This is a genomic window from Coleofasciculus sp. FACHB-1120 (assembly GCF_014698845.1).
GTDB lineage: Bacteria > Cyanobacteriota > Cyanobacteriia > Cyanobacteriales > FACHB-T130 > FACHB-T130.
Genome location: NZ_JACJTV010000012.1, coordinates 1 through 24,879 on the forward strand (window position 1 = coordinate 1; position 24,879 = coordinate 24,879).

21 protein-coding genes and 1 pseudogene are annotated in these 24,879 nt (G+C 46.5%); 11 read left to right on the forward strand and 11 right to left on the reverse strand.

The window, feature by feature from the left end:
• The 3 genes and pseudogenes from H6H02_RS13270 to thrS all read right to left on the reverse strand — a co-directional run.
• Positions 1-232: pseudogene (locus tag H6H02_RS13270) on the reverse strand (IS701 family transposase); the annotation flags it as partial.
• Positions 233-426: 194 nt separating this feature from the next.
• Entirely contained in the window at positions 427-1,719 is a 1,293-nt protein-coding gene (locus H6H02_RS13275; RefSeq protein WP_190818353.1) for a DEAD/DEAH box helicase, read from the reverse strand.
• Between the two features lie 318 nt (positions 1,720-2,037).
• Complete coding sequence (thrS, locus tag H6H02_RS13280; protein WP_190818355.1) at positions 2,038-3,864, reverse strand: threonine--tRNA ligase; 1,827 nt, start codon at positions 3,862-3,864, stop codon at positions 2,038-2,040.
• A gap of 172 nt (positions 3,865-4,036) precedes the next feature.
• Between thrS and H6H02_RS13285 the strand changes: the two genes are divergently transcribed.
• Positions 4,037-4,366 carry a DUF2605 domain-containing protein gene (locus tag H6H02_RS13285; protein WP_190818357.1) on the forward strand — a complete coding sequence of 110 codons (330 nt, stop codon included), beginning with the start codon at positions 4,037-4,039 and terminating at the stop codon, positions 4,364-4,366.
• Positions 4,367-4,487: 121 nt separating this feature from the next.
• Positions 4,488-4,805, forward strand: coding sequence for a DUF2973 domain-containing protein (locus tag H6H02_RS13290; protein WP_190818359.1), 318 nt, complete (start codon positions 4,488-4,490; stop codon positions 4,803-4,805).
• Between the two features lie 114 nt (positions 4,806-4,919).
• Here the strand turns inward: H6H02_RS13290 and H6H02_RS13295 are convergent, their stop codons facing one another.
• Positions 4,920-7,217 (reverse strand): amylo-alpha-1,6-glucosidase, encoded by a 2,298-nt coding sequence (locus H6H02_RS13295; protein ID WP_190818361.1) that lies wholly within the window; start codon positions 7,215-7,217, stop codon positions 4,920-4,922.
• A 433-nt stretch (positions 7,218-7,650) separates the two neighbouring features.
• On the opposite strand from H6H02_RS13295, the gene H6H02_RS13300 reads away from it, so the two are divergent.
• Complete coding sequence (locus tag H6H02_RS13300) at positions 7,651-9,147, forward strand: glycoside hydrolase 100 family protein (protein WP_190818363.1); 1,497 nt, start codon at positions 7,651-7,653, stop codon at positions 9,145-9,147.
• 7 nt (positions 9,148-9,154) lie between these two features.
• Here H6H02_RS13300 and H6H02_RS13305 read toward each other — a convergent pair whose 3' ends face one another.
• The 4 genes from H6H02_RS13305 to H6H02_RS13320 all read right to left on the reverse strand — a co-directional run bounded on the left by H6H02_RS13305 (position 9,155) and on the right by H6H02_RS13320 (position 12,586).
• Positions 9,155-10,204, reverse strand: coding sequence for a glycosyltransferase family 4 protein (locus tag H6H02_RS13305; protein WP_190818365.1), 1,050 nt, complete (start codon positions 10,202-10,204; stop codon positions 9,155-9,157).
• Between the two features lie 75 nt (positions 10,205-10,279).
• The gene (locus tag H6H02_RS13310) at positions 10,280-10,642 is read right to left on the reverse strand and encodes a hypothetical protein (RefSeq protein WP_190818367.1); all 363 of its coding nucleotides are present in this window, start codon (positions 10,640-10,642) and stop codon (positions 10,280-10,282) included.
• Between the two features lie 96 nt (positions 10,643-10,738).
• Positions 10,739-10,918 carry a hypothetical protein gene (locus H6H02_RS13315; protein WP_190818369.1) on the reverse strand — a complete coding sequence of 60 codons (180 nt, stop codon included), beginning with the start codon at positions 10,916-10,918 and terminating at the stop codon, positions 10,739-10,741.
• Between the two features lie 285 nt (positions 10,919-11,203).
• Positions 11,204-12,586, reverse strand: coding sequence for a cytochrome P450 (locus H6H02_RS13320; protein WP_190818371.1), 1,383 nt, complete (start codon positions 12,584-12,586; stop codon positions 11,204-11,206).
• Between the two features lie 269 nt (positions 12,587-12,855).
• On the opposite strand from H6H02_RS13320, the gene H6H02_RS13325 reads away from it, so the two are divergent.
• Entirely contained in the window at positions 12,856-14,136 is a 1,281-nt protein-coding gene (locus H6H02_RS13325) for a sodium:proton antiporter (RefSeq protein WP_190818373.1), read from the forward strand.
• A gap of 46 nt (positions 14,137-14,182) precedes the next feature.
• Here H6H02_RS13325 and mutL read toward each other — a convergent pair whose 3' ends face one another.
• Positions 14,183-15,934: a DNA mismatch repair endonuclease MutL gene (gene mutL, locus H6H02_RS13330; RefSeq protein ID WP_190818375.1), complete on the reverse strand. Its 1,752-nt coding sequence runs from the start codon at positions 15,932-15,934 to the stop codon at positions 14,183-14,185.
• Between the two features lie 201 nt (positions 15,935-16,135).
• Here mutL and H6H02_RS13335 point away from each other — a divergent pair, with 201 nt between their 5' ends.
• Positions 16,136-16,669 carry a rhodanese-like domain-containing protein gene (locus tag H6H02_RS13335; RefSeq protein WP_190818377.1) on the forward strand — a complete coding sequence of 178 codons (534 nt, stop codon included), beginning with the start codon at positions 16,136-16,138 and terminating at the stop codon, positions 16,667-16,669.
• A gap of 44 nt (positions 16,670-16,713) precedes the next feature.
• On the opposite strand, the gene H6H02_RS13340 is transcribed toward H6H02_RS13335, so the two are convergent.
• Positions 16,714-18,144 (reverse strand): DNA cytosine methyltransferase, encoded by a 1,431-nt coding sequence (locus tag H6H02_RS13340; protein ID WP_190818586.1) that lies wholly within the window; start codon positions 18,142-18,144, stop codon positions 16,714-16,716.
• A 147-nt stretch (positions 18,145-18,291) separates the two neighbouring features.
• On the opposite strand from H6H02_RS13340, the gene H6H02_RS13345 reads away from it, so the two are divergent.
• The 3 genes from H6H02_RS13345 to H6H02_RS13355 all read left to right on the forward strand — a co-directional run bounded on the left by H6H02_RS13345 (position 18,292) and on the right by H6H02_RS13355 (position 20,600).
• On the forward strand, positions 18,292-18,477 hold the full coding sequence (locus tag H6H02_RS13345; RefSeq protein ID WP_190818379.1) for a hypothetical protein: 186 nt from the start codon (positions 18,292-18,294) through the stop codon (positions 18,475-18,477).
• Positions 18,478-18,627: 150 nt separating this feature from the next.
• Complete coding sequence (locus tag H6H02_RS13350) at positions 18,628-20,061, forward strand: hypothetical protein (RefSeq protein WP_190818588.1); 1,434 nt, start codon at positions 18,628-18,630, stop codon at positions 20,059-20,061.
• Between the two features lie 80 nt (positions 20,062-20,141).
• Positions 20,142-20,600, forward strand: coding sequence for a DIP1984 family protein (locus H6H02_RS13355; protein ID WP_190818381.1), 459 nt, complete (start codon positions 20,142-20,144; stop codon positions 20,598-20,600).
• A gap of 670 nt (positions 20,601-21,270) precedes the next feature.
• On the opposite strand, the gene H6H02_RS13360 is transcribed toward H6H02_RS13355, so the two are convergent.
• Complete coding sequence (locus H6H02_RS13360; protein ID WP_190818383.1) at positions 21,271-21,912, reverse strand: DUF4262 domain-containing protein; 642 nt, start codon at positions 21,910-21,912, stop codon at positions 21,271-21,273.
• 366 nt (positions 21,913-22,278) lie between these two features.
• Between H6H02_RS13360 and H6H02_RS13365 the strand changes: the two genes are divergently transcribed.
• The 3 genes from H6H02_RS13365 (at position 22,279) to H6H02_RS13375 (ending at position 24,670) form a co-directional block, all read left to right on the forward strand.
• Positions 22,279-22,662 carry a hypothetical protein gene (locus tag H6H02_RS13365; protein WP_199329157.1) on the forward strand — a complete coding sequence of 128 codons (384 nt, stop codon included), beginning with the start codon at positions 22,279-22,281 and terminating at the stop codon, positions 22,660-22,662.
• 182 nt (positions 22,663-22,844) lie between these two features.
• Positions 22,845-23,390, forward strand: coding sequence for an RNA 2'-phosphotransferase (locus H6H02_RS13370; RefSeq protein ID WP_190818385.1), 546 nt, complete (start codon positions 22,845-22,847; stop codon positions 23,388-23,390).
• 71 nt (positions 23,391-23,461) lie between these two features.
• Entirely contained in the window at positions 23,462-24,670 is a 1,209-nt protein-coding gene (locus tag H6H02_RS13375) for an AAA family ATPase (protein ID WP_190818387.1), read from the forward strand.
• Positions 24,671-24,879: the final 209 nt, after the last annotated feature.

Here is a 24,879-nt window from a genome sequence, read left to right on the forward strand (position 1 = left end):
CTATAAAATGATGTAATGATTGAGCTGAGTTTATACTTACAGCTTTCGCTATCTCTGGTAATGATTTTCTTTTGATTGGTGACATTATCCCTAAATGTAAATATTTGAAGCATTCATAATTTCTTACTTCCTTAAACAGGTCTTTATACTCTGCACAATATTCATCTATGAGCGTCACTGTTCGGTGAGCATCTCTTGGCAAATGCTTGAGGATTTGTAATTTTACATCCATTGCCCTACTTACCTTTCAGGTTTTTCTCTGTTCATTCTTTTATTTAGAATACTCGGAGAGTGACAGAAAAGGGATATATAACAATCCTATTTGACTTATCAAGTGTCAACAGTTAAAATCCCCGATTTCTAAGAGAAGTCGGGGATTTCGCTTTCACTAGGAGGAGATCGCAGGGCGCTTAAGAAGTGTGCCGCTTAAGCAGTATGCAGCCTTTTCTGAGCGCGACCTGGTGCAGTGGGCTTTTGGCTTGGGCTGCGAGTCGGTGTGGATGGCGTTTGTGGCTTGGCGCGGTTACTACGACCTTGATTTGAGCGCTGACGCTTCGGTTGGTCTGCCCCGCTCTTGGCTGACGAGGTTGGCTCGTAGCCTGGAATCACGTCTTTAACAAGGGTTTGATTGAGCAATCGCTCGATGTCTTTGAGAAATGGATATTCATCTTGGCTAACAAGAGAAACCGCTCTTCCCTCGTTGCCAGCGCGACCTGTGCGACCAATGCGATGCACGTAGTCTTCTGGTACATTAGGGAGTTCAAAATTGACCACATGGGGGAGCTGATCGATATCTAGACCCCGTGATGCTACGTCGGTAGCGACTAATACCCGCACTTTTCCTTGCTTAAAGTCTTGCAGGGCACGGGTGCGAGCCGCCTGACTTTTGTTGCCATGAATGGCAGCGCTTTTCAGACCATCTTGAGCAAGTTGCTCAGCGAGACGGTTGGCTCCGTGTTTCGTGCGGGTGAAAACTAGCACTTGTTGCCAATTGTGGAACCCAATCATATGAGAAAGCAGTTCTCGCTTGCGATCGCGATCGACCGGATGAACCACCTGCTCTACCTGCTGTGCAGCAGTATTTCGGGGAGCCACTTCGATCTGGGTCGGAGACTTTAGCAGGGTGCTGGCAAGCTGCTGAATCGGTTTAGAGAACGTGGCAGAAAACATTAATGTTTGCCGCGATGGAGGTAGCACTGCCAAAATTCTGCGGATGTCGCGGATGAAGCCCATGTCTAACATGCGATCGCATTCATCCAGCACCAGTATCTCTATCTTCGAGAGATCGACTGTCTTTTGCCCAAGGTGGTCAAGCAAGCGACCGGGCGTAGCGACTACAATATCAACTCCTCGATGCAGCGTTTGAACTTGCGGCTTAATTCCCACGCCGCCATAGATCGCTGCGGATCTTAGCGACAGGTATTTGCCATAAGTTTTGACGCTATCTTTGACCTGATCTGCCAGTTCGCGCGTTGGGGTGAGGATGAGGGCGCGAGGCGTGCGATGCACCTGGTTGGCGTTGCTGGTACCCAGAAGTTGCAGTAAAGGTAGGGTAAAGCCAGCAGTCTTGCCCGTTCCAGTTTGGGCGCTGGCGAAAATGTCTTGTCCTTTCAGGATGGCGGGAATTGCTTGCTGCTGAATGGGGGTTGGCTCAGTGTAGCCAGAGTCAGCAACAGCACGAAGCAGGTCGGTCGAAAGACCGAGATTACGAAATGTCATGGATGCGATCGCTCCTAGTGGTGCCCCTATCCCAAATCAAATGCCTGGGGCCAGTCTAAGAGCAGGAAATTTGTAGTTCAGTTGGATGGCTTAAAATGAGCTTTTTCCAATGCGCTAGTAACAGACCGGAATGTACTAGCAGAAACTCATCTTAACAGAAATTATGACAAAACACCTGGACGAAGGCTCGGTAAACCACACTCATCACAAGGGAGTATCCCAGTTTTGCCTTAACCCGAACTCGGGTTATTGTGATGCACCCAATTGAAAAAGGGCACCCTTTTTGAGCGCCCCTACCCTAGATGAACTGGCAACTTCTTAAAAATTGTCGAAGTTAGCGATCGCGTTTTTCATCTTCTCCAACACTTCTTCTACAGGAATTACCCCCACATCGCCAGCAGCGCGGGTGCGAATACTCAGGCTATTTGATTCCACCTCTTTCGCTCCTACCACCGCCATGACGGGGATTTTTTCCTTTTCGGCATTGCGAATCATTTTGCCCATGCGATCGCCACTGGTATCGACTTCTACGCGAATACCGAGCGATCGCATCTTCTGCGCCACTTCCTGAGCAAAAGGTAACTGGGCATCGCTCACCGTCAGCAATCGCGCTTGGACTGGTGCTAACCACAGGGGGAAATCCCCCGTATACTCTTCAATCAAGATCCCGATCAGCCGTTCCAGAGAGCCGAAGGGGGCACGGTGAATCATTACCGGACGCTTCCGGGAACCATCCTCCGCCACATATTCCAAATCAAACCGTTCTGGCAGGTTGTAATCTACCTGGACAGTACCCAATTGCCACTCGCGGTCTAGGGCATCGCTGAAGATAAAATCCAGTTTGGGGCCATAAAATGCTGCTTCGCCAATGCCTTCAAAGTAGTTCATCCCCAGGGTTTCCACGGCGCGGCGAATCGCACCTTGAGACTTCTCCCACGCTTCATCAGAGCCAATGTACTTATCTGAAGCCGGATCGCGGAAACTGAGCCGCGCCTTGAAGTTTTTCAGTTGCAGACTCTTGAACACCGACAGAATCAAATCCACCACTTTCAGGAATTCGCTGTCTAGCTGTTCTGGCGTCACGAATAAGTGGGAATCATCCACCGTGAAACCGCGCACCCGCGTTAAGCCGCCCAATTCCCCAGATTGCTCGTAACGGTAGACGGTGCCAAATTCTGCCAAACGCATCGGTAGTTCCCGATAAGAACGCAACTCGCTCTTATAGATTTGGATATGGAAGGGGCAATTCATCGGCTTCAGGACGAATCCCTGTTCCAACGCCGCCGCCTGCTCATCTTCCGCCATCAGCGGAAACATATCCTCTTGGTATTTCTGCCAGTGTCCGGAAGTTTTGAATAAATCGACTCTGGCAATGTGAGGCGTCACCACCTGCTGGTATCCCCGTTTCATCTGTTCCTGCTTCAGGAAGTCTTCCAGAACAGTCCGCAACACCGTTCCCTTCGGCGTCCACAGAGGTAATCCCGGTCCCACCGGATCTGAGAAAATAAAGAGTCCCAGTTCTTTACCGAGTTTGCGGTGATCGCGGCGCAGCGCTTCTTCCTTGCGGCGCTTATATTCAGCCAGCTGTTCTGGGGTCTCCCAAGCCGTGGCATAAATGCGCTGGAGTTGAGCTTTCGTTTCATCGCCGCGCCAATAAGCACCGGCAACGCTTTCGAGTTCAATTGCCTTCGGATTTAACTCACTGGTATTTTCCAAATGAGGGCCTGCACACAAATCCCACCATTGATCCCCCAAGTGGTAGATGGTAATTGGTTCCTCAATGTCTTCTAATATTTCTAGCTTGTAAGGCTCATTAATTGCCTTGATCCGACCTTCAGCTTCCTGGCGGCTGACTTCTTCCCGAATCACCGGCAATTTCCGATTGATGATTTTGACCATCTCTTTCTGGATGGCCTTCAAATCCTTTTCGGTAAATGGCTCTGGATTATCAAAGTCATAGTAAAAGCCGTTCTCAATCCAAGGGCCGATAGTCACCTGCGCTTTGGGAAACAGCTTTTGCACCGCCATTGCCATAACGTGGGAAGCGGTGTGACGGATTTTCTTCAACGATTCAGATTCGCTGGGACGGGGCAAATACATTTTTTCTGGCTGTTCTTGAGACGCTGGAGATTCTGAGACGCTCATCGGCGGTTCCATAAGGACGAAGAAACGGGCAATTAATCGAGTGCTACTGCCTCTATCATACCGAGGTTGTTTTTACCTGGCGATGCGGTTGCTGTTTAAGAGAATCTAAAAATATTATTACGAATTGTAAACTACGTTAAGATTAAATTAGATAGTATTCGGTTTTTGATTCATGGCTCCTTCCAACTTGCCTGAAAATGAATTGCTGAAAACGGTATTACAACCGCTCTTAGAAGATTTTCAGTATTGGTTTGCGCGATCGCGCGCTCTATTAGAAACTGAAGAAATTACTTTTTTAAGTGCCCAACAGCAATCCGACTTGCTGGATCGAGTCAAGCTTGCTCATGCTGAAGTCAGCACGGCTCAGATGCTCTTCCAAGCGACTGATGCCCAAGTTGGCATTGAAACGTCAGTTCTGATGCCGTGGCACCAGTTGGTTACTGAGTGTTGGCAGGTGTCGATGCGCTTCCACGCTGAGCAATCCACTTCCACGAACAAGTAAATCTAAGGGCGAAACATTTTTACGGAAAATCTGGGGGCAAGCATTACCGTTTCGCCACGAATGCGAAAGCCCCTATTGACGAACATCCCATTAGACTGTGTGCGGCTTGGAGGAAAATTGTATGTTACATCTGCTTTATCTAATTGCCTTTACTGTTCTGGCGTTTCTTGCCATTGGAAATATGCTCCGCAACTTGTTAACCATCAGTAGTATGGATTCTCAACGGCGCTACCCGCCAGGGATGCAGTCCCAATTTAGAAATTCTCGCTCTCCTTATGGCTCGATCCCGCACCCGGAACTATTAGATGATGCGGGAAACCCGATTAATGAACCGCTTCTGGTGATGCGTTCCATGACCGTAGAAGACGCCCGCGAACAATTGGACGCCCTCTACAAATCTTCTCCCGGTATCAATGGGGAAACGTCTGAGGAAGCATGAAGTAGCAGCATTTCAAAAGTAAAATCGGATAATTTACTCGAAAAATTAGCAAGGTTTATTAAAGACTGGTAATTAGCTTAATAGAGCTGGGTGGGCATTCCCCACCCAGCTCTATTAAGCTTCAATCACAATCCGTAAATTGCCGCGTTTTTTGGCAACCCGACAGGCAGTGGTATTGCCGGAACGCTCAAATTCTAAATCCAGCAAAGTCTGCCCGACTCTCAAGTTCTGTAGCGCTAGACGATTAATCGATTCTGGTAAAGCGGGGTGAATAATCCGCAAGCAGTTATTGGGAGCATCGGGCACCAAATTTACCATCATTTGCAGCAACTGGAAGATACTGCCAGTTGCCCAAGCTTGAGGAGAACAAGCGACGGGATATTTGACCGTGGTGTTATCTTCTGTGCGTTCGTAGCCGCAGAAAAGTTCTGGCGGTCGTTGATAGGGTTGCTGTAAAGTCATATCAATTAAAGCTTTGGCAAGTTCCAGCGCTTGATCGATTAGACCGAGCGATCGCACTCCCATCGCAATCATTGCATTGTCGTGAGGCCATACAGAACCGACATGATAGCCCATCGGATTATAAGCCGGAGACAAACTACTGAGGGTGCGAATCCCCCAGCCGTTGAACATATCCGGTGCCCGTAACCGTTCCGCGACGCTATAAGCTTTTTCTGGCGTCAGGATGTCCAAATACAGACAGTGACCGGGGTTAGAAGTAATACTATCAACCTGATTGCCATCGCCATCCAAAGCCAAGGCACAAAAGTCTTCCGCTGCTATCCAAAAATCTCGATTAAAGCGATTCTTCAAATCTCTCGCCTCATCTTGCCACCTGTCCGCTAAATCAAGGCGCTTCTTCATTCGGGCAATTTCTGCCAGACGGATTTTAGCAGCATAAACATAAGCTTGAACTTCACAAAGAGCGATCGCGCCCATCGCCATCTGCCCTTTCCGATTCACAATACAGTCGCCAGAGTCTTTCCACCCCTGATTCGCCAGACCCCGCTTCGATTGACGTTGGTAGATGAGATAACCCGTTTCCTTTGAGTTGCGGTCAATCCAATCCATTGCTGCCAAAGCATTCGGCCACAATAGCTCCAGGGTTTCCCGATCTGCTGTCCAGGCAAAGTGTTCCGCGTACAGCATTAACCACAGCGGTGTCGCATCGACGGTGCCGTAATACGGCGTATGGGGAATTTCTTCACAACGCGCCATTTCACCCAAACGCAGCTCGTGCAAAATCTTCCCAGGCTGCTCATCGCGCCACTCATTATCCGTTTTCCCTTGGTATTCAGCCAAGATCGTTAGGGTTTCGCGGGCAATTGTCGGATCGAGCATCAGCGTTTGCGACGCCGCGATAATCGAGTCGCGCCCAAACAACGTCGAAAACCAAGGCACTCCAGCGGAGAGTACCTTCCCTTTGCCGAAAGACTGGCGCAGTAAATAAGTATCCTGCTCGGCTCGCTCAATGACTCGATTAAACGTGTTTTTGTCTGAGCGAATCCCGGTTACGTGTTGACGCCACTCTTGCTGCTCCGATAACTCTGCGGCTCTAGCCTGTACTAGCGTGATTGGGGCAGATACCCTAGACGTGGGACGGTTATTGGTACGCATTTGCAGCCGATAGCCCAGTTTTTGGGTTTCGTGGGAATCCATCTCTAGCTGCCAAACCGCCGTATAACCGCTGAGAGTGTCTGGCTGACGATGAATAAACTCGATGTGAGATTCCATTACAGAGCCATCCAACCCTTGATAAGCAAGCGTCATTTCTTGCTTTTCGGGTTCTGCGGCTTGAGTTTTAGGCACGGCTCGTAACAGCTGCCCCTTGTGTTTTCGACCATATCCCCGGACTACAAATAAGTCCACAAAATCCGCATCAAAGCTGAGACTCAGTTGAAAGCGGATAGAACTGGTGCTGTAGTTGGAAACGGTTAATTCTTCAAAGAGCGCTCCATTTAGGACAATTTCCCGGTTAATTCCAATGGTGTCGGCTCTCAAGGGAGCAAAGTCAAAAATTGCCCCGCCGTCAATTTGCTCATTTGGCTCTAATTTATCCCCTCCTTCTAATCGCGCTCCTCCGTCCATGCTGGGATTGGTACACAGAACTGAAAGGGCAAATCCTTTGTCAGAGGTGCTACTGAGCAAGACGGGGGGGCGTCCGTTAATTTGCAGTTCCAGGCGACTGAGAAACCGCGTATCGGCGCAGAACAGCCCCATACTGCTATTCATGTCATCGCCTAAACACCCGGCAATGTTGCCTAGGGTATCAGTGACTAAAAACAGGTCATTGTCTTTAATCGTGAGAGTCGGTTGGGGGCGATCGCCAAGAACGCAAGGCCACTCTGGAATGGGCAGCTCTTGTGCGGGAACAAAGGTTTTTCCGTCCAGTTCAAGAATATCCGGTGCCATGAATCAAGTTTCTGCTCAAGAGTACAGGGTCTTTGTGAGACTTGGATGGGGTTCACACAATCTAATTTAAAATCTTACCCATCGCATCGCTACTGATATTCAGTAGGGGATCGAGGTTCCGCCAAATGTGACCTTATTGATACTTCTACAAATCTAATCAACGATCCGCTCTATCGTTCGCAGAGAACAAAATTTCCAATTTTTTTCCAGCTCTCCTGCTACGGACGGATTTTTTCTTCGCTTAACCTGGTCAATCATACCCTTGGCGGGAATGACGGTGTTAAAAGGAAATTCGATAATACACTACACCCTGCATTCTATAGTACGCTCTACTTAAAGGATTATGTTGCCCAATTTCTTGGCTTTAAAGTGTCTGTGATGAAGCAGCATCTCGTATAATAGGTTGCTCTGAAAATTAAGGAGTTTGCATCTGATGGGAGTAGAGGCGCTGGAAATAGAAGCATTACAAATACTGGTGGAGTCGCTTATCTCTTATAAAGGACGGCTGGTTGGAACTCCAGCTGCTCATACTTATATCAGAGATAAAAATGAAATAAATATTCCCAAAAAAGCTAATAAAGATCCGCTGAATTATGACCAAGTTTTTATTCGCGATTTTGTTCCGGTAGCACTTTTATTTTTAGTGAAAGGTGAATTTACTATTCAAAATGGCAAAAAAGAGGTAGCAATCAACGGCAAGGAAATTGTCAAAAATTTTCTAGAAGTAACCTTAGAACTCCACCAGCAAGAAAGATCCGAAACTTTTTTGAATACGGGTCGAGTTTTAATGCCAGCCAGCTTCAAAATTCTTAAGAATAAGAAAGGAAAAGAACACCTAGAACCCGATTTTGGTCAGCACGCGATCGCTAGAGTCACGCCGGTTGATTCCAGCCTTTGGTGGATTATCCTGTTGAGGGCTTATTGGAAAGCGACAGGAAACACCGCTTTAGTCCATCAAGCCGACTTCCAAGAAGGGATCAGGTTAATTCTGGAACTTTGTTTTAGCGATCGCTTCGATCGAGAACCCACGCTTTTAGTGCCTGATGGAGCTTGTATGATTGACCGTCGGATGGGCATCTATGGATACCCTCTAGAAATCCAAGTTCTCTTCTACGCTGCCTTGCGTGCTGCTGATGAGCTACTCGATCGCAAAAATCACAACAATAAAGATATTCTCTCAGCAATACAGAAACGATTGGGTTCTCTAGCGAACCATATTCGGACTGAGTATTGGATGGATATGGATCGCCTAAATCAGACCTATCAGTACAATGTTGAAGAATATGGCGCAACCGCTATCAACAAATATAATATCTATGCCGCATCCATTCCTTATGCAAATTTAGACGAGTGGCTACCAGAAGACGGGGGTTATTTAGTCGGAAATATTGGCCCATCACAGATGGATTTCCGATTCTTTTCGGTGGGTAACTTGATGGCGATTGTTTGTTCTTTAGTGACCAACGATCAGTCCGAGAAAATCATGAATCTCATCGAAAGACGGCATAAAGAGCTACTTGGACAAATGCCGTTCAAAATCTGTTATCCAGCCATAGAAGACGAAGATTGGAGAATTTTGACGGGTTGCGATCCTAAAAATAGCCCTTGGTCGTATCACAATGGGGGCAGTTGGCCTGTTTTGATGTGGATGTGGGCAGCCGCCGCTCGAAAATTGGGTCAAGATGCAAAAGAAGAAGAATATATGCAGTTTGCAAAAGCAGCAATTGAAAAAGCTGGAAAACGTTTGCAAAAAGAAGAGTGGCCTGAATATTATGACGGGAAAAGCGGTCACTTAATTGGCAGAGAAGCCAGAAGGCATCAAACCTGGACTTGTGCCGGGTATTTATTAGCAAAAGAATTGATGACACCCTCTGGTTTAGATCCCCTAGAATTAATCAAATTCAAGGAAAAAACTTATGCCAAAAATTAGTAATTCCCTAGTTTTTTCCTCCTTCCGGATTCCCCACCAATGTCATTTGATAAGCTCGTTCATACTCATCCACCATCGTCTTGATGCTAAAACGACTTAAAACGTAGTCTCGGCACGTCTGGCGGTTTAAGGTCATTGCCTGTGGGATTGCGTCAATCATTTCTTGTAGAGAATGGCAAACAAATCCACTCTTGCCATGCGCGATGACTTCTGGCACCGAACCCATCGCCATTCCAATCACTGGCGTCCCCGTTGCCATCGATTCAATCATTACCAAGCCAAATGGTTCGCGCCAGGTAATCGGGAACAGCGTCACGGTTGCCTCTCCTAGTAACTGCGCTTTTTCTTCGTGAGAAACTTCACCTAGATACTGGATTTGTTCGCCATCAATCAGCGGTTTTATCTGTTCTTGAAAATAAACTTTGTCTACCGGGTCAACCTTACCTGCCATTTTCAAAGGATAGCCGCTGGCCCGAGCAATTTGTATCGCTCCTTCCGGACCTTTTTCTGGGGAAATACGCCCCACAAAGGCTAGATAGGGCGGTTCAATTGCTTTTTCCTGGAAGGGATATACTGCTGGGTCAATGCCGTTGTAGACCGTATGGATGTAATTTAAACCAAGTCGGGGTTCTCTCTGAGCTTCACTGATACTGATATAAGGCTCCCAAGCAAATTGCCGGAATATTTTCTCATTATCTGGCGTGAAAATACCGTGTGTGGTGTGTACGGTTGGGGTCTTCACAAAAGGGGTATAAGGCAGAGCAGCATAGCCGACGTGGGAGTGAATAATATCAAAGTGATGCGCCTGTTGATAAACTTGCGAAAGCATCATTAGCTCATAAACTCCAGGCTCTTTAATCTTTGGATCTAAGCGCAGCGCCTGCTTATGTACCGACTTTAGCTGAGCTTTTGTAATCGAGTCCCCAGAGGCGAATAATGTTACTTGATGACCGCGCCGAACTAATTCATCAGTCAGTAAACTGACAATTAGTTCAATCCCACCGTAACGAAAAGGTGGCACTCGTTCCCACAACGGTGCAATTTGGGCAATTCTCATAGAAAAAATTGGAAGATGATAATCTTCAAAATCTTAGCTTAGTTTGCTCTGTTTAGAAACTAGATGTTTTTACCCTTAACGATATTTGTTGCGAATCACATTACGGATACTCCAGTAAAAGTTACCCCACTCTTCCACAAAAGTTTTCAGCATGAGAAAAGCGAAGGCTATAATTCCTACTGTTATCGCAGCAGTTTTCAATAGGCTTATGTGGGCACCCGCTATTTTAAATATTCCAGCACAGACTAAAGCAATGAGTCCTCCAATGATTAGGGATTTTGCAGTTTTAAAAAGAACGACGATAATCACCATTAATATAGATTCTAATCCGGAAATTAAGACACTCAGTGCTTTAAATAATTCATTTCCATAATTTAAAAGGAACCAAATACTAATACCTAAAGCTGCACAAATTAGAATAACATTAAGTATTACCATTACCTTGCCCTAGATTACTTCTTAACTAAAGATACTCTGCTTTGAATAAGGCTGAGAATGAAGAAAATACCTAAAAGTTCCGGTTCTGACTAAGATTTAGCTAAAAACACATAGAAATTGAGCATTCACCTCACTATCTTTACAATATCTACACAATATCTGCGGTTTTCTCGATTTAAAACCAGAGGCGATCGCTATCTGGGTAGCGATCGCCTCTAAAATTTGTCCTGACTTTAAAAAGTGCTGAAAGCGGTAGGATTGGCTTTTTCTACCCATGTTGAGGAGTGGAAGAGGAAATGAGAAAAAAAGATTTGGCACCACCCAAAATTCGTGTGCTTTAAGCCCATGACCGTCTCCCAGAACAATAGGGAGGAAGACAAAAGGGAATGATAAAAGCGAGGGCTGAGTAGATTCGCCAGAGATTTTCACGAGCGATTTTTGCCGGGTATAGACTCTTTTGGCATATCTTCAGTAGTAACTGTTAATTTTCTGAGCTTTTCTTGCCAATCCTAACAGGTTTCGCGAAAAGTTAAGACGCATAGCTATTGAGCTAGCAGTCATTTATGCAGAAGTAGACAGGGGCTGATATGATTGAGTATTCTGGGAACGCTGACTGGTTATAAGCATCCGCATCGTTGCCGGGGGGGCTAAGGTAACGCCACGACGGACAGGTTTAACGGGACGTTTATCCGTGAGAGCCAGTTGATAACACGAGAACATCTTCGCCAGTACCAACTTCATTTCAAACAAGGCAAATGCCATGCCGATACAACGACGATTGCTACCACCAAAGGGCAAATATTCATAGGGAGAAAATTGCCGTTCTAAAAAGCGCTCAGGTTTGAAACAATTTGCTTGCGGGTAAATATCCTCCCGGTGATGAACTAGATAAATACAGGCAGCAAGCACTGTACCGGCATCAAATTGATAGTCCATCAGCTGCACTGGCGATCGCGTAATTCGACCAAAAGTAAATATCGCCACTGGGTAAATTCGCAACGTCTCCGAGCAAACAGCGTTTAGATAGGGCAGTTTAGAAATGGCGCTGACATCTGAAACATCCCCAACACTATCCAGCTCCTGGAGAAGCTTGTCATGTACCTCTGGTTGATGGTGTATCCAATACAACGCCCAGGCGATCGCAGAAGCCGTGGTTTCGTGACCCGCGAACAGGAGAGTCATTAATTCATCGCGCAATTCCTCATCCGTCATCGGTTGTCCGTCCGCATCCCGCGCAGACATCAGCAGCGTCAGGATATCTGTGCGATCCGGATCGAATTTCTCCCGGCGTTGCTGAATCTCGGCGTAAATGAGTTGGTCAATTTGCTGTCGTTGGCGAAGAAAAATTCCCCAAGGACTCCAAGAACCAAAATCTCGTTGGAGTGATGGAAAAAAGAGGACGGCGGACGAAAGAGGAGAACTCACAGCATCCAGCATCGAAGTGAGGAGTTCCTTGAGTTGCTGGAAACGCTGACCCTCATTAATGCCAAAGACAGCCGCTAAGATGGTTTCCAGAGAAATTTCTTGCATGGTAGCCCGGACTGGGAAGGGTTTGCCAATCGTCAGGCGACTCATGACTTCTTCGGTAATGTCACAAATCAACTTGCCGTAAGCTCGCATTCGTTCCCCGTGAAAGGGGGGAGTCAGTAGCTGTCGCTGGCGCTGGTGGCGCTCGCCATCCAGTAGTATCAGAGATTGGTCGCCCAGAAAAGGTTGTAAAATCTTATTCCCACTACCGCTGTTAAACTGTCTAGGATCTGTCGTTAACAGCTCCTGAATTCCTTGCGGGTGAGAGATGAGTACATACGGGGGAAAGCCACCCCAGCGGGCTGTGAAGCAGTCACCATAAGCTTTCACAGACGTTTCTAGGTACTGCACGGGCTGGGAAATCCATTGGAGTAGTTGCAGGAATTGCGGTGTCTGCGGTCCATCAGGCAGTGTCATGGCGTGCTTTTCTCCTTTTATTTATCAATCGCAAAACTAAGCTAGCAGAGGCAGCGATGCGATCGCTGTAATCTAAAGCAAAAACCTTCCACGAGAGGATAATTTGACATCAGCGTTTAGAGGACTTCAAAAAGTGTCATCCTCAGCCTTCAGTGGTAAAAGTGGATCGCTCGCATTTTGTCTAAAATCTAGCCCGGTGATGATTTGGGGTTTTCGGCAAGTCAGTAGAGTTCAGAGGGTACTGTTTTCAACTATGCGATCGCTAAGTCATGCTCCAAGTCCTATTCCCTCCTGTATCTATTTATATTCTTGACCTGCTGGTGATTGGTCTACTCCTGCTGATGGTTACTTTGGGATCGGGCTGGATTAAAAGATTACCTCTCTCGTATGCCATTATTTACCTGCTCGTGGGTATCTGTTTGGGGCAATACGGGCTTAAGTTAGTGCAGGTACGACCAGATGCTGAGTTTCTGGAACGACTAACGGAATTTGTGGTGATTGTCTCCGTCTTTAGCTGCGGTCTAAAGATGAATCGCCCACTCACATTAAGATCGTGGAACACAACGGTGCGGTTGATTGGATTTCTGATGCCAATTTCAATTTTTGCGATCGCTGCCGTCGGTCATTGGCTTTTAAAAATGGATTGGGGACCAGCGATTTTACTGGGTGCAATTCTCGCCCCAACCGATCCCGTCTTGGCTTCAGAAGTGCAGATGGGAGATTTACAAGATAAAGATGAGCTGCGCTTTGGTTTAACTTCGGAAGGCGGTTTAAACGATGCGCTCGCTTTTCCGTTTGTTTATTTCGGGATTCATGCCTTAAAAGATAGCAACTGGGACAACTGGTTTAAACAATGGGTGGCGGTTGATTTACTTTGGGCGATCGCAGCTGGCATTGTCATGGGAATTATCGCGGCAAAAATGGTTGTTTTGGTTGACCAGCAACTGCAACGTTTCCGACAGGTCGATGAATTGATGGAGGATTTTGTTGCTCTTAGTACAATTTTAATTACCTATGCTTTGACAGAAATTGTCAACGGCTACGGCTTTTTGGCAGTTTTTGTCGCTGGAGTCGTCGTTCAGCGGAGTTACAACGATCCAGAAAAGAAAATTTCTCAATTTGAATTCACCGAACAAATTGAGAAACTACTGGAAGTCGCAACAATTTTGCTCTTAGGAACGCTATTGCGGTATGAGCCGATTCGCCAATTTGGTGGTCAGGGTCTCTTGGTAGCAGTCTTGTTGATTTTCTTGATTCGACCTTTGGGAGTTTGGATTAGCCTGCTTGGTCGTCGCTATCCCTCTGAAACCCGCTTTTTGTTTGGCTGGTTTGGCATTCGTGGCGTTGGTTCTTTATATTACCTTTCCTATGCATTTGGCGAAGGTTTAAAAGATACTGGGGGCGAACAAATTGCCTGGATTACTTACATCGTTATCGTGATTTCTGTATTTTTGCATGGGATTAGTGCTACTCCTTTGATGAATTGGTACGAACACAATATCAAGAAAGGAGGGAGGAAACAAAAACAAAAGATTCCTGCTGATTCTTAATAATTCAGTAGAGACACGCCAAAGCCGTGTCTCTACTGAATTATTTCTAGATCCCATGACTTTTGCCAATTACCCAATGACGGCGGAAGAAACGTGAAAGCGATGATTCTTCGAGGGACAAATAAATTGGCCGACCGTGGGGACAAGTGCGAGGATGACGAGTTCGCTGCCATTGCTCTAAGAGAGTTTGCATCTGGAGTAATCCCAGAGGAGTCCCGTTGCGGATAGCGGTGCGGCAGGCGATCGCTACTTGAGCGGTTTGCAAATCTCCACCCAAGCTGAGTTCCACTAGGGCGTCTGCACAATCTTCTCGTTCTCGTAAGGGTGCGGGTGCCGTGCGAATCGCCCAGAGTTGTTCGCCAAAAGGTTCTATATCTAGGTTGATCTGTTCGAGTTGCTGGATCTGAGCAGGAGAAAGATGATTCAAGATGACGGGGGGTTCTAGGGGGACGAGTTGCCAAGCTTGGCACAACTGCTCGTACAAAACCCGTTCGTGGGCAATGTGCTGCTCCACCAACCACACCCCAGCCGGATGCTCTGCCACAATGTAGGTGTTGTGAACTTGGGCAACGGCTCGGAGTTCCATCAATCCGATCTCATCCGTTTTCTTTGCCTGAGTATCCGTTGGCTGCGATTGAAGGGAACGATTGACGCTGTAGGCACTTTTCGCTTCCGCTGCTTTGATCAGGCGGCTAACTCGCTCTGGGGTTTTTTCCAGAATTGTCCCCACATTCAGACGCAAGGCTTGCTCAATCGCTGATGTTACCTGTTCTTGCCAGTAATTGAGCTGGTTTAAGTAAATTTCGGCTTTGGCGGGATGGCGGTTCCAGTCTATTTGACTGGCACAGATGAAAAGATGCAGAAAACAGATCGGATAGCGATCGCGCGGGAGAGTTCGCATTAAAGCCCCTAAAATCGTTTGCTCCAGTTCCGGCGACTTTACGTGCCGTCCATTCATCGCCACTCGTACCCAATCGGGACGGCGGCGATGGCATCTATCTGGCAAGCCGAGTACCACTGTCAGGGTTGAGTTTAGAGTGGAGTTGGATTCTCCGCCGCTTCCCGGCGTGTCTGTTCCTGTTTTTTCTGGGATTTTTTCTGGGAATGTTGGCACTTCCACTGTCAGATGCTGCAAATCACTCGGTCGGATTTCCCGGAGAATTTGAGGCAAAATCTGTTGCGCTGTCTTCCCAGGACTAATGGTGAACCATTGGCGGTCATTTTGCTGAACCTGCCAGGTGACATGAGGATGACAAAGGGCGATTTGCTGAATTGTGGCTTGCACTGCTCTGAGTTGTTGAGCGACGGAAGGCATTCCCTGACGCCGCGCCAACCAATTGCCAAACAGATTAGAGACGGTGACAACAGTACCGGGCGCGATCGCTACAGTTTCTACCTGCACGGATTCCCCGACAGAGTTATAAACCACTCTCCAACCCTCACAACTTCCCGCAGAACGACTAAAAATCTCTAATTCTGCTAAAGCTGCCAAACTGTGCAACGCCTCTCCCCGAAATCCCAGACTGCTAATTTTCCACAAGTCTTCCAAGTCGCGGATTTTGCTAGTGCTGTGGGCAGTTGCAGCTTCTTTCAGGTCTACCAAGTCCATACCACAGCCATTATCTGCGACTCGCACCCGCCACTGTTGTGGCGATAGGGAGATGCTGATGCGGGTTGCACCGGCGTCAAGGGCGTTTTCCGCTAATTCCCGCACTACAGCAGCCAAAGAGTCAATAACCTCTCCAGCGGCAATTAGATTGACTACCTCTGTCGGTAGAGTTTGAATACTAGACACCATGAGATCCAGTTTAAGTTAGGCGAGAGTCGCTGTTTATTTGCAGGAATTTTGCCGAAAATATTTGTCGATTGGGATAGGAATTCTAACACTTTACTCTGCCTAAAGAAGGATCATTTAAATGTTCTTTCTGGAGAAGGAGAAGTTAAATATCAATTTTTGATTAAATTTCCTAAGAACAGATCAATTACTTAGAGTTTTTTTATGAGTGACATTCAAAACAACATTGAAGGCGCTAAAGACAAAGCCGTAAGCAGCGTTGAAAGCGCTAGCGGCAAGGTTCAAGACACCATTTCTAAGGCAAAAGATGCCCTTCCAGACATTACTCCCACCCCACCGGGAATGAAAGCGCAGTCCAGCGTGAATGACTTGAAATCCCGTCTGGAATGGGGCGAACCAGCTTTAACAATTCTCGATGTGCGCGATCGCGGTGCCTTCAATGAAGGTCACATCATGGGAGCCATGTCCATGCCGATGGATGAATTAGTAGAGCGTGCGAAAACTAGCCTTCGCCCCGCTCGCGATATCTACGTCTATGGCGACAGCGACACCGAAACCTCTCGCGCAGCTTCCGAACTTCGCTCGGCTGGATTCCAGTCCGTGGCTGAACTCAAAGGCGGTTTTCCGGCATGGAAAGCGATCGCCGGTCCTACAGAAGGGGCTGCTGAATCCCAAAATCCTCCAGGCGCACCGGGATACAATCCTGTCTCTGCAACAAAGAGTCAGGTACAAAAGTAGATTTAGCGATTGGTCAGTCGTCAGTTCTCAGTAGAGGGTTGCAATCAACCCTGACGATTGACGCTTATCCAATAGTGAGCCGCGTCCCACGGGTTAAACCTCACTAGCTTGATATCACCCAAATTTATCGGCTGTTGTGGCATGGGTGGTCTGATCCCTAGGGCGGCAATCACTTGATAGCCTACGGCTCTTGCCAGTTTTGGCGGCACGGCGTTTCCGATTTGTCGAAACCCGTGCCATTTTGTTGTGTGGAAGCGGAACCAGTCAGGAAAAGAGTGCAGTCGCGCCGCCTCGCGGACTGAAATCACTCTGGGATAATCGGGATGAATCGGGCGGGGAGAAGTGTAACGACCGCCTCCAGAACCCGTACCGGCTCTTAAGGTATGAGACAGGGTATCCCAATTCAACCGTCGAAAGCGACTCACCGATTCTAGCTGTCCGGGCACTGTTTTCTCGAACCGTTCAATCGAAGCTGCTGTGTGTTGGGTTCGCAGAGAGCTAGTCAACAGATGAGGATTGACTAGCCGGGGATAGGCGAAATTATTCGGTTCGGGTGCAATCCCCATTAAGTGCTGTGCATAGATGCTGGCTAATGTCTCCATCTGCTCTAGTTGTCGCTGCTGTAGCAAGACTTCATCGGTTGTCAGGAGTTCGGGAAAATCATCGAGGTTGGGGAGATCGGCGATCGCATCCTTTACGGTGACTCGAAAGGATAAAGAGTGAAGAATCAAAGGATTCTTCTTGCCTCTTTTCTTTGGCAAGGAAGTATTTGGTAAGGAAGTATTTGGCAAGGAAATATCGGGGAATGAAGTATCGGGGAAGGTTGCCTTAACGCCCTTACCTGCAACAAAACCTGCGACAACAGGATAAGACAAAGGCACCTCCCCGGCACGAGTTCCTAATAAAAATAGCCTTTTCCGATTCTGCGGTACCCCAAAATCTGCCGCATTCAATACCTGCACGGGTTCGGTGATGTGGTACTCAACCGATTTAAACGCACTCTTGAGTTGCTCCAGATAAATCGCGTGTTCTTTCTGAGCAATGCCGGGTACGTTCTCCATGAGAAAGTAACGGGGTTGCAGTTCAATGACTAATCGACAGAAATGCAACACCAAATCGTTGCGCTCATCGTCGAGACGCCGCTTGCCCATTAAAGAGAACCCTTGGCAAGGGGGTCCCCCAATTGCTAAATCGATTTCACCATTCCAAGCGGGTGCGACTGGGGAAACCCCACTGCAACCCTTGTGCAATGCCCATCTCTGTAACGCTTTTCTAATCGCCTCCCCGGATAACGTTCTCGCATCTGCACACAAAACCTCGGTATGGGGAAAGTTAAAGGCGTGAACGGCTGCGTGAACGGGGTCAACTTCAACTGCCACCGCTACATCAAACCCAGCCTGCTCAATCCCCAAAGAAAATCCACCCGCACCCGCAAATAAATCGACCGCAACCGGACGGCGATAGAAATGAACCATCCCCATACAGGTGTTCTGACTTGGTAGGGAATTTGTATTCTATCGTCAGTCTCGAAAGCGAAAAAACTTTTTCCAGTCTCTTGACGATTCTGTATTATATTTGTAGTATATAGAAGTATCTAATTTTGAAGCCATCTGCCAGTAGCCGTGGAAGCGCGACCTACGCTTTTAGGCGACCTGATTTTATCTCAAAAAGCAGACGGCGCTTATAATTTTCTGCTCCGCGCCCAGATGAGTGAAGCATACACACCTAGGGTTCTGGTTGTCGTGGGTTCAAATCCCATTATCTCCAATTGGAGGTATAGCTCAGTGGTAGAGCATCAGAAAAAGTGAAACGGCTTTGCCGACTTGCGCGGAGCTTATAATTTCCCATTCTTCAAGCGATCGCCCCGTATCCAAACCGAGAAAGCTTACATACTTATTTCCAAAGTAACCAAGAGCTTTCTCAACTTGTACGGGGTGACTTATATCGAGGTGATTCCTGTGCAAACAGCCGAGCGTGACTTGCGTTTAGATATGTTAAATAGTCTGCTAACCACGCCTCACCGGGAGCTAGAGAAGGTGAGTGAAGTTCACAAGACGATGGTGGAGAGCGACCCCATTTTCTATGGACATTTAGCAGTCTGGTATCAGCGCAATGGGGATGTCCGCGACCACAAAGAGGTATTTGTGGGGAGTCTGCTGACTAGTAGTTTAGGGGAACACCGGGACGCTGGTTATGTGCTTTTGCAAGAGTTTCCGCCTTATCAAGTCGCACGGATTGTAGACTTTTTGAAGCAGCACCGGGGTAAGTTGCCGCGTTCTACCCGAACTGCGGTGCGGCGCTATCTGAGGGAACGGGAGAAAAATCCTGTATTCTTCGATCGAGCAGCGCTCCGGGCACGGAGTGCGATGAAGCACCTGTATGCTAGCTTGCATATTAAACCGAGCGATCGCGCTGATGCAGTGTTATTCAAAGACAACCCGCCAGAAGATAGTTTAGCCTTTGCGCTAAAGCTGATGGCGATCGCATCTTCACCCTTAGAGCAAGCGCAACTGATTGTAGAACACAAAATTCCCTACACAGTTGCCGTGGGAGCCATCAAACAAATGACCCCCACCGTGCTAGTGGCGCTAATTAACTCCATGACACCCCAAGAGGTGATTAACAACCTCAAGTCACTCCAAACTCGCGGTGCGATGGAAAACCCCCAGGTAAAAGCCCTCATCGACGAGAAATTGGAGAAAGCGCAAACTGATGGGCGGGTAGCAGCCTTAAAAGGGCGCGTTGCGGCGGATGCGGCGGAACTAGACGCTGAAACAGCGGCAAAATTAGAGCGCGTCATGGACGAGCAGGTCAAAAAGCGGGGCAAAATTAATAAGCCAACCGCCCTGCTAGTTGATAAGTCTAGCTCAATGGAAAGCGCCATCGAAGTCGGAAAGCGCATCGCCGCTCTCATTTCCGGCATGGCGGCGGCAGATTTATTTGTCTACGCCTTTGACACCATGCCTTACCCCGTCAAAGCGTCTGGGAATCAGTTGAGTGACTGGGAACGGGCATTCCAACACATCAAAGCAAACGGTGCTACCAGCATCGGTTGCGGGTTGGAAGCGATGCGCCTGAGACAGCAACTGGTTGAGCAAATCATCCTCGTGACAGACGGAGGGGAAAATAAAGCTCCCTACTTTGTGGAAACTTTCGACGCCTACAAGCGCGATCTCAAAGTAGAGCCAAGCGTCCTCATTGTCAAAGTAGGTTATTCCTACGATTGGCTGGAGCGCAAGTTACAAGAAAAACAGGTGCAGATAGATACTTTCAGCTTTGCGGGTGACTACTATTCGCTGCCGAATCTTATCCCGCTTCTGTCTCGTCCTTCGCGTCTGGAATTGCTGATGGAAATTCTGGAGACACCGCTACCCGTGCGGGATGACAAATAACAGGCTGTGTAGAGACGTAGCATACTACGTCTCTACACAGCCCCGCTCAAATTTAATTAAATTTAAAGTGGGAAAGCATCATGAAATTAGCAGAAGCTCTAATTCTGAGAGCAGATTGTCAGAAAAGAATTGAGCAATTAAGGCAAAGATTAATCAGAAGTGCCAAAGTTCAAGAGGGAGAACAACCGCCTGAAAATCCCCAAGCATTGATTGCTGAGTTAGAAGCAACATTAAATGAACTAGCAGACTTGATTAAGAGAATCAACAAGACCAATTCATTGACAAATTTGTCAGACGAAATGACCATATCTGATGCTTTAGCACAGAGAGATACACTTTTGTTAAAAAGGAGTATATATGATTCTCTAGTTAATGCAGCCGCTCTTACCGCAAATCGGTACAGTCAAGCTGAAATTAAATCTTTCAGCACGGTTAATATTGCAGAGCTACAAACGCAAATGGATCAACTATCTAGACGAATTCGTGAGTTAGATACGAGAATCCAATCAGCCAACTGGAATATTGACTTAATGAATTGAGCATGTTGGTAGCCCGATCAATAGAAGCGAGTACAACCCGCTAACTGGGTTAAGTTGGGTTTAGTGGCTACAAATAGTCGCTATTTGGTGGCATGAGGGGCCATGCTATGGGTTCAAATCCCACTGCACAAGTTAAGCCCAGTATTGTTACAAATGTACAGGGCATTGTGAAAGTTACTACCGTGTACTGGTCTATTGATTTTGGTGAGGGTGGGTTAGGGGTTTCATGCTCAAATAACTAATTGATTAATTGAAAATTAAGTTGGTAGCCAATTCAGCAGAAGCGAGTACGAAACCCTGCCAATTGGGTTAAGTTGGCAACAGCCTTTTAAGCTGGCATGATGGGCCATGCCAATACCTAACAAGTTAAGCCCAGTATTGTCACAAGCGTACAGGGTATTGTGAAAGTTACTACCGCGTACTGGTCTGTTGCATTTGGTGAGGGTGGGTTAGGGGATTTAAAATTCAATTAGTCATGTTTGCATCTGCCGCAAATGTTTTGAATTGTATAAATGCGATCGCTAGATCCAAAATTAGTACGGAACGGCGTCCCAATTTTGAAGAGAGACAAGGCTAATGGAAATTTTGGAGATACCTTTGCCTGTTCGGGATGATAAGTAGGACTATGTTTGTAAGGTGCATTACGGCTATGCTTAGCGCACCCTACAACTTAGGTTAGCAAGGGTTGAGCTTGAATCGGGTGAAACCCTTCTTCCCAAGGCCAGCGGTATTCTTTGTCTTGCCAAATCATCTGGACAACGGGATAGTCGATACCTCCGTTAAACCAGGAAGCCCAGCAGGTGTATTCTGTTTTTGCCTTGTTACTACAGAGTTTAAATTGGAGCTGATAACCATCGGCAACTACGTCATTCAAAGGAGTATCCAGAGGTGGGGCATTACCATCGGCAATTTCCCTAGCGAATTCGTTTATCAGTCCCCCTGAAACGCGGTTAGGAAGCCCCAGGCATAGGATTTCTGGGTGTTGAAAGTTATACCAAAGTCCAATTGAGTATGTGAACTCTGGTTCGTCATCTTCTTCATCTGGATAAACGCCCATCAAATGGCAATTATCCGGACTGTACAAAACATTATCGATTACACACCCTTCGGAGGTATCCTTTATTGTTGTTATTGCCGACATCCAAACATCAGGGGCAATCTCGTTCCCTTGAGCATCGTCAAACAAGGCAGCGGCTTGGACAAATCCGTTCTTAATCAAGACATTCGCCAGTAATGATGTGGCGTTGAGCCGATCTCCAGCGACCAGATATGTTTGTAAAGTTAAGAGTGCTTGCTCTCTACCGGGTGTCATGTCTGCTAACAAATAACAACTATCTTACGAAGAAATTGCTTGACGGATGCCCCTATGCGTGATCGCTAGATCCAAAATTGGTACAGAACAGCGATCGCGTCTTGTCTCTGTTCAAAACTGCGATCGCTACCTCCTCCGCAAAGACGGTACTGAGTTGCACTAGCTAATTTCAAACTCATTGCACGGTATAGAGCTTTAGAGACAGACGCCTGTGTGCCCTTACCATTCGGAAAATAGAAACGATCGGGAATCTGCCACAAGCATCCTGTAGTACCTTATAATACAAGTATTCGCCTTCCCTTGCTTCTTTCCTATTCAAAGCTCAAGACGCGATTCATTGCGTCTCTACACTTTCAGCACTTTTTAATGCCGATTTTTGTAAAAAGTCGCCGTACATCCCTGGATACTTTACGTAAACGCTATGATGCAGCAACAATTCTCGACGTAACTTCTCGCAGTACCGAACCTTGGATTCGCTTTAGCCCTTTTTATCCACATGGTGGAATTCCCGTTCCTTTTTCGCCTGGACACTTCAGCTATACCGTTGAAGGAATTTGGCAAGGATTAAAGGTTTTTGAGTCTGCGGATGTAGATCCGGGCAAACTAGCGATCGCTAATATGAGAGGGATAAAGCGCACGACACGAACTTATGGCAAGGTTCTAGGGCATCGTGCAGGCTTAACCGGAGACAAATTATTGTCCTATAAGCCCGTCGTACCATCTACCTACCATCGTATAAATGGGTACTAGAGAACCGCCTTCAGAACCTACTTGCGGAACTCAAACAGCTAAGTGCAGACAAAACTGTGTTGTTATTAGATTATGAAACAAACTGCAATTTAGACGATTTATCCAGTCCTTTATCCCACGCAGAGTTGGTCAAGCGATATTTAGAAGATGACTGGTATTGTTAAGCTAAAAAGAGCGATTTAATGAATAATTCTCGCTTAGTTAAAATTAGCAAATATCTCAGTAAGCATCTTCGGCATACTCCTGAAGCTATTGGTATTGAACTTGCACCTGGTGGCTGGGTTGCTGTCGATGAACTTCTAAAAGCGTGTGCAGAGCGTTCTTTTATTCTTACTCGTGCTGAACTTGATGAAGTTGTTGCTAAAAATGACAAAAAGCGCTTTTCTTTTGACTCAACAGGCACCTTAATTCGGGCGAATCAAGGACATAGTACAGAAGTTGATTTGCAGCTAGAAGCCGTTGTTCCTCCAGATGTATTATACCACGGTACAGGAAACGGTACAGTCGAATCAATTTTAAGTACAGGACTGTGTAAAATGTCGCGCCACCACGTCCATTTATCGAAGGATATTCCTACCGCAAAAACTGTAGGCGCACGGCATGGTCGTCCAGTAGTTTTTGCTGTAGATGCGGCGGCGATGCACAAAGCAGGATATGAATTTTACTGTTCTGAAAATGGGGTTTGGCTAGTGGATTGCGTTCCAGTCGAATACTTGCAACAAATTTAATGGCAACTTGAAAAAATAACTGAACGCATTACTTTCTCATTATTACAATTAAAACAAGAAGAACTGAAACTATGGGATCGGGATATTTTGGAAACGACGAAAGCAATCCAGGTAACAAAAACCCGCAAGCTAAAGGCTTATTGGGTGCAGGTTGGCGTCCCTTAACCCGACAGATAGACTGGGGATTTCTTTGGCATTTAGTATTTAACGATTCTAAAGAGCTAAGTCAGAAAGCTTTGGGTTTAGCAAGCGATGTTGCTGATGCAATAGGTCGGAACGAATATACTTGGTGGGCAAATATTTTAAATGTATTTTCTGAAAGTACGCGATATGAAGTTGATGAGTTTTGGAATTACATTACCCCAGATCCTCCAACTCCAGATTATCGCTTTCAAGACGTTTTAAGTGTTGATTCGCCGGTGATTCAATTTGTCAGCCGTAACAGCATTCCCATTGAACACGTTCTCAACCGCCTACAGGAAATAACCATTTTCAAAATTCTGGAATTATTGGGTCGTCCAGATATGATTACCCAGTATTATCTAGATCGATATTTTTATTTTCCGGTAGATCGATTTGTTAACTGGGAGCGTCTCGATATCATTAACACGGTTTATGCCTATTGGCCTCAACAGCAAGCTTGGCTAGAAATTGAAAATTTAGATCGGGGACGGCGACGTTATACCCTAATGGCGAAGGAACTAGCGCCACTGATTAATAAAGCAACTTTCAATCTTGCCGTCATGCTGAGTGGCTACCAAAGTCGTGTAGGAAAAATTCACGGCGAATTTCCAATTCGGTCGTTTCCCGCTGACATTCAAAGTTTTACCGATATGGTACAGCAGGCAATTCTCGACCAAAGTCAGTTAGCGGTTCTCGTCCACGGAGATCCGGGTACGGGAAAAACTGCTTGGACGCAAGCTGTAGCACAAGAAATTCTTGCGCCTCTCGGATATGTGATTTTTATTCTGGATCACGATGCGGTTGAGAATTTTGTACCGCCAAGTTACTTAGAACGAATTTGTCTAATTATTAACGAAGCGGATAATTTAGCCAAAAATCGCGCTTCAGAAGCTGCTCAAAATAATAATAAGACTGAGCATATTTTGAGCTTACTGGATGGAACCCTATATCAAAGTGTGATTGATGATTCTGGGATTCATACTAAGCAAAAGTTAGTAGTTTTGATGACTTGCAATACAACTGAAAGAATCGATCCAGCCGTTTTACGCAAGGGAAGAGTTGATTTCACCTATGAATTTGCTCACCGATTTGTCTAAAGTTAGGGTAAATCAGGATGCAAGGTTGTTATTTAACAGCGAAAGTGCAAAAAAAACACAAAAAAAGAGTAAAAAATAAATATATCCAATCTATTTAATTTGTGAAATAAGCTTTGTTGAACGAACAGCATAGGAGGCTCTATAAAGAGCAAAAATACTAATTCAAACCGCCATTTTGTAGGCCGGGTTTGATTAACTAAACTCAGTAT

Excerpts from the sequence above, each read along its gene's own strand:
- H6H02_RS13275 (WP_190818353.1), bottom strand. The coding sequence starts at position 1,719 with ATGACATTTCGTAATCTCGGTCTTTCGACCGACCTGCTTCGTGCTGTT.
- thrS (WP_190818355.1), bottom strand. The coding sequence starts at position 3,864 with ATGAGCGTCTCAGAATCTCCAGCGTCTCAAGAACAGCCAGAAAAAATG.
- H6H02_RS13285 (WP_190818357.1), top strand. The coding sequence starts at position 4,037 with ATGGCTCCTTCCAACTTGCCTGAAAATGAATTGCTGAAAACGGTATTA.
- H6H02_RS13290 (WP_190818359.1), top strand. The coding sequence starts at position 4,488 with ATGTTACATCTGCTTTATCTAATTGCCTTTACTGTTCTGGCGTTTCTT.
- H6H02_RS13295 (WP_190818361.1), bottom strand. The coding sequence starts at position 7,217 with ATGGCACCGGATATTCTTGAACTGGACGGAAAAACCTTTGTTCCCGCA.
- H6H02_RS13300 (WP_190818363.1), top strand. The coding sequence starts at position 7,651 with ATGGGAGTAGAGGCGCTGGAAATAGAAGCATTACAAATACTGGTGGAG.
- H6H02_RS13305 (WP_190818365.1), bottom strand. The coding sequence starts at position 10,204 with ATGAGAATTGCCCAAATTGCACCGTTGTGGGAACGAGTGCCACCTTTT.
- H6H02_RS13310 (WP_190818367.1), bottom strand. The coding sequence starts at position 10,642 with ATGGTAATACTTAATGTTATTCTAATTTGTGCAGCTTTAGGTATTAGT.
- H6H02_RS13315 (WP_190818369.1), bottom strand. The coding sequence starts at position 10,918 with ATGGGTAGAAAAAGCCAATCCTACCGCTTTCAGCACTTTTTAAAGTCA.
- H6H02_RS13320 (WP_190818371.1), bottom strand. The coding sequence starts at position 12,586 with ATGACACTGCCTGATGGACCGCAGACACCGCAATTCCTGCAACTACTC.
- H6H02_RS13325 (WP_190818373.1), top strand. The coding sequence starts at position 12,856 with ATGCTCCAAGTCCTATTCCCTCCTGTATCTATTTATATTCTTGACCTG.
- mutL (WP_190818375.1), bottom strand. The coding sequence starts at position 15,934 with ATGGTGTCTAGTATTCAAACTCTACCGACAGAGGTAGTCAATCTAATT.
- H6H02_RS13335 (WP_190818377.1), top strand. The coding sequence starts at position 16,136 with ATGAGTGACATTCAAAACAACATTGAAGGCGCTAAAGACAAAGCCGTA.
- H6H02_RS13340 (WP_190818586.1), bottom strand. The coding sequence starts at position 18,144 with ATGGTTCATTTCTATCGCCGTCCGGTTGCGGTCGATTTATTTGCGGGT.
- H6H02_RS13355 (WP_190818381.1), top strand. The coding sequence starts at position 20,142 with ATGAAATTAGCAGAAGCTCTAATTCTGAGAGCAGATTGTCAGAAAAGA.
- H6H02_RS13360 (WP_190818383.1), bottom strand. The coding sequence starts at position 21,912 with ATGACACCCGGTAGAGAGCAAGCACTCTTAACTTTACAAACATATCTG.
- H6H02_RS13365 (WP_199329157.1), top strand. The coding sequence starts at position 22,279 with ATGCCGATTTTTGTAAAAAGTCGCCGTACATCCCTGGATACTTTACGT.
- H6H02_RS13370 (WP_190818385.1), top strand. The coding sequence starts at position 22,845 with ATGAATAATTCTCGCTTAGTTAAAATTAGCAAATATCTCAGTAAGCAT.
- H6H02_RS13375 (WP_190818387.1), top strand. The coding sequence starts at position 23,462 with ATGGGATCGGGATATTTTGGAAACGACGAAAGCAATCCAGGTAACAAA.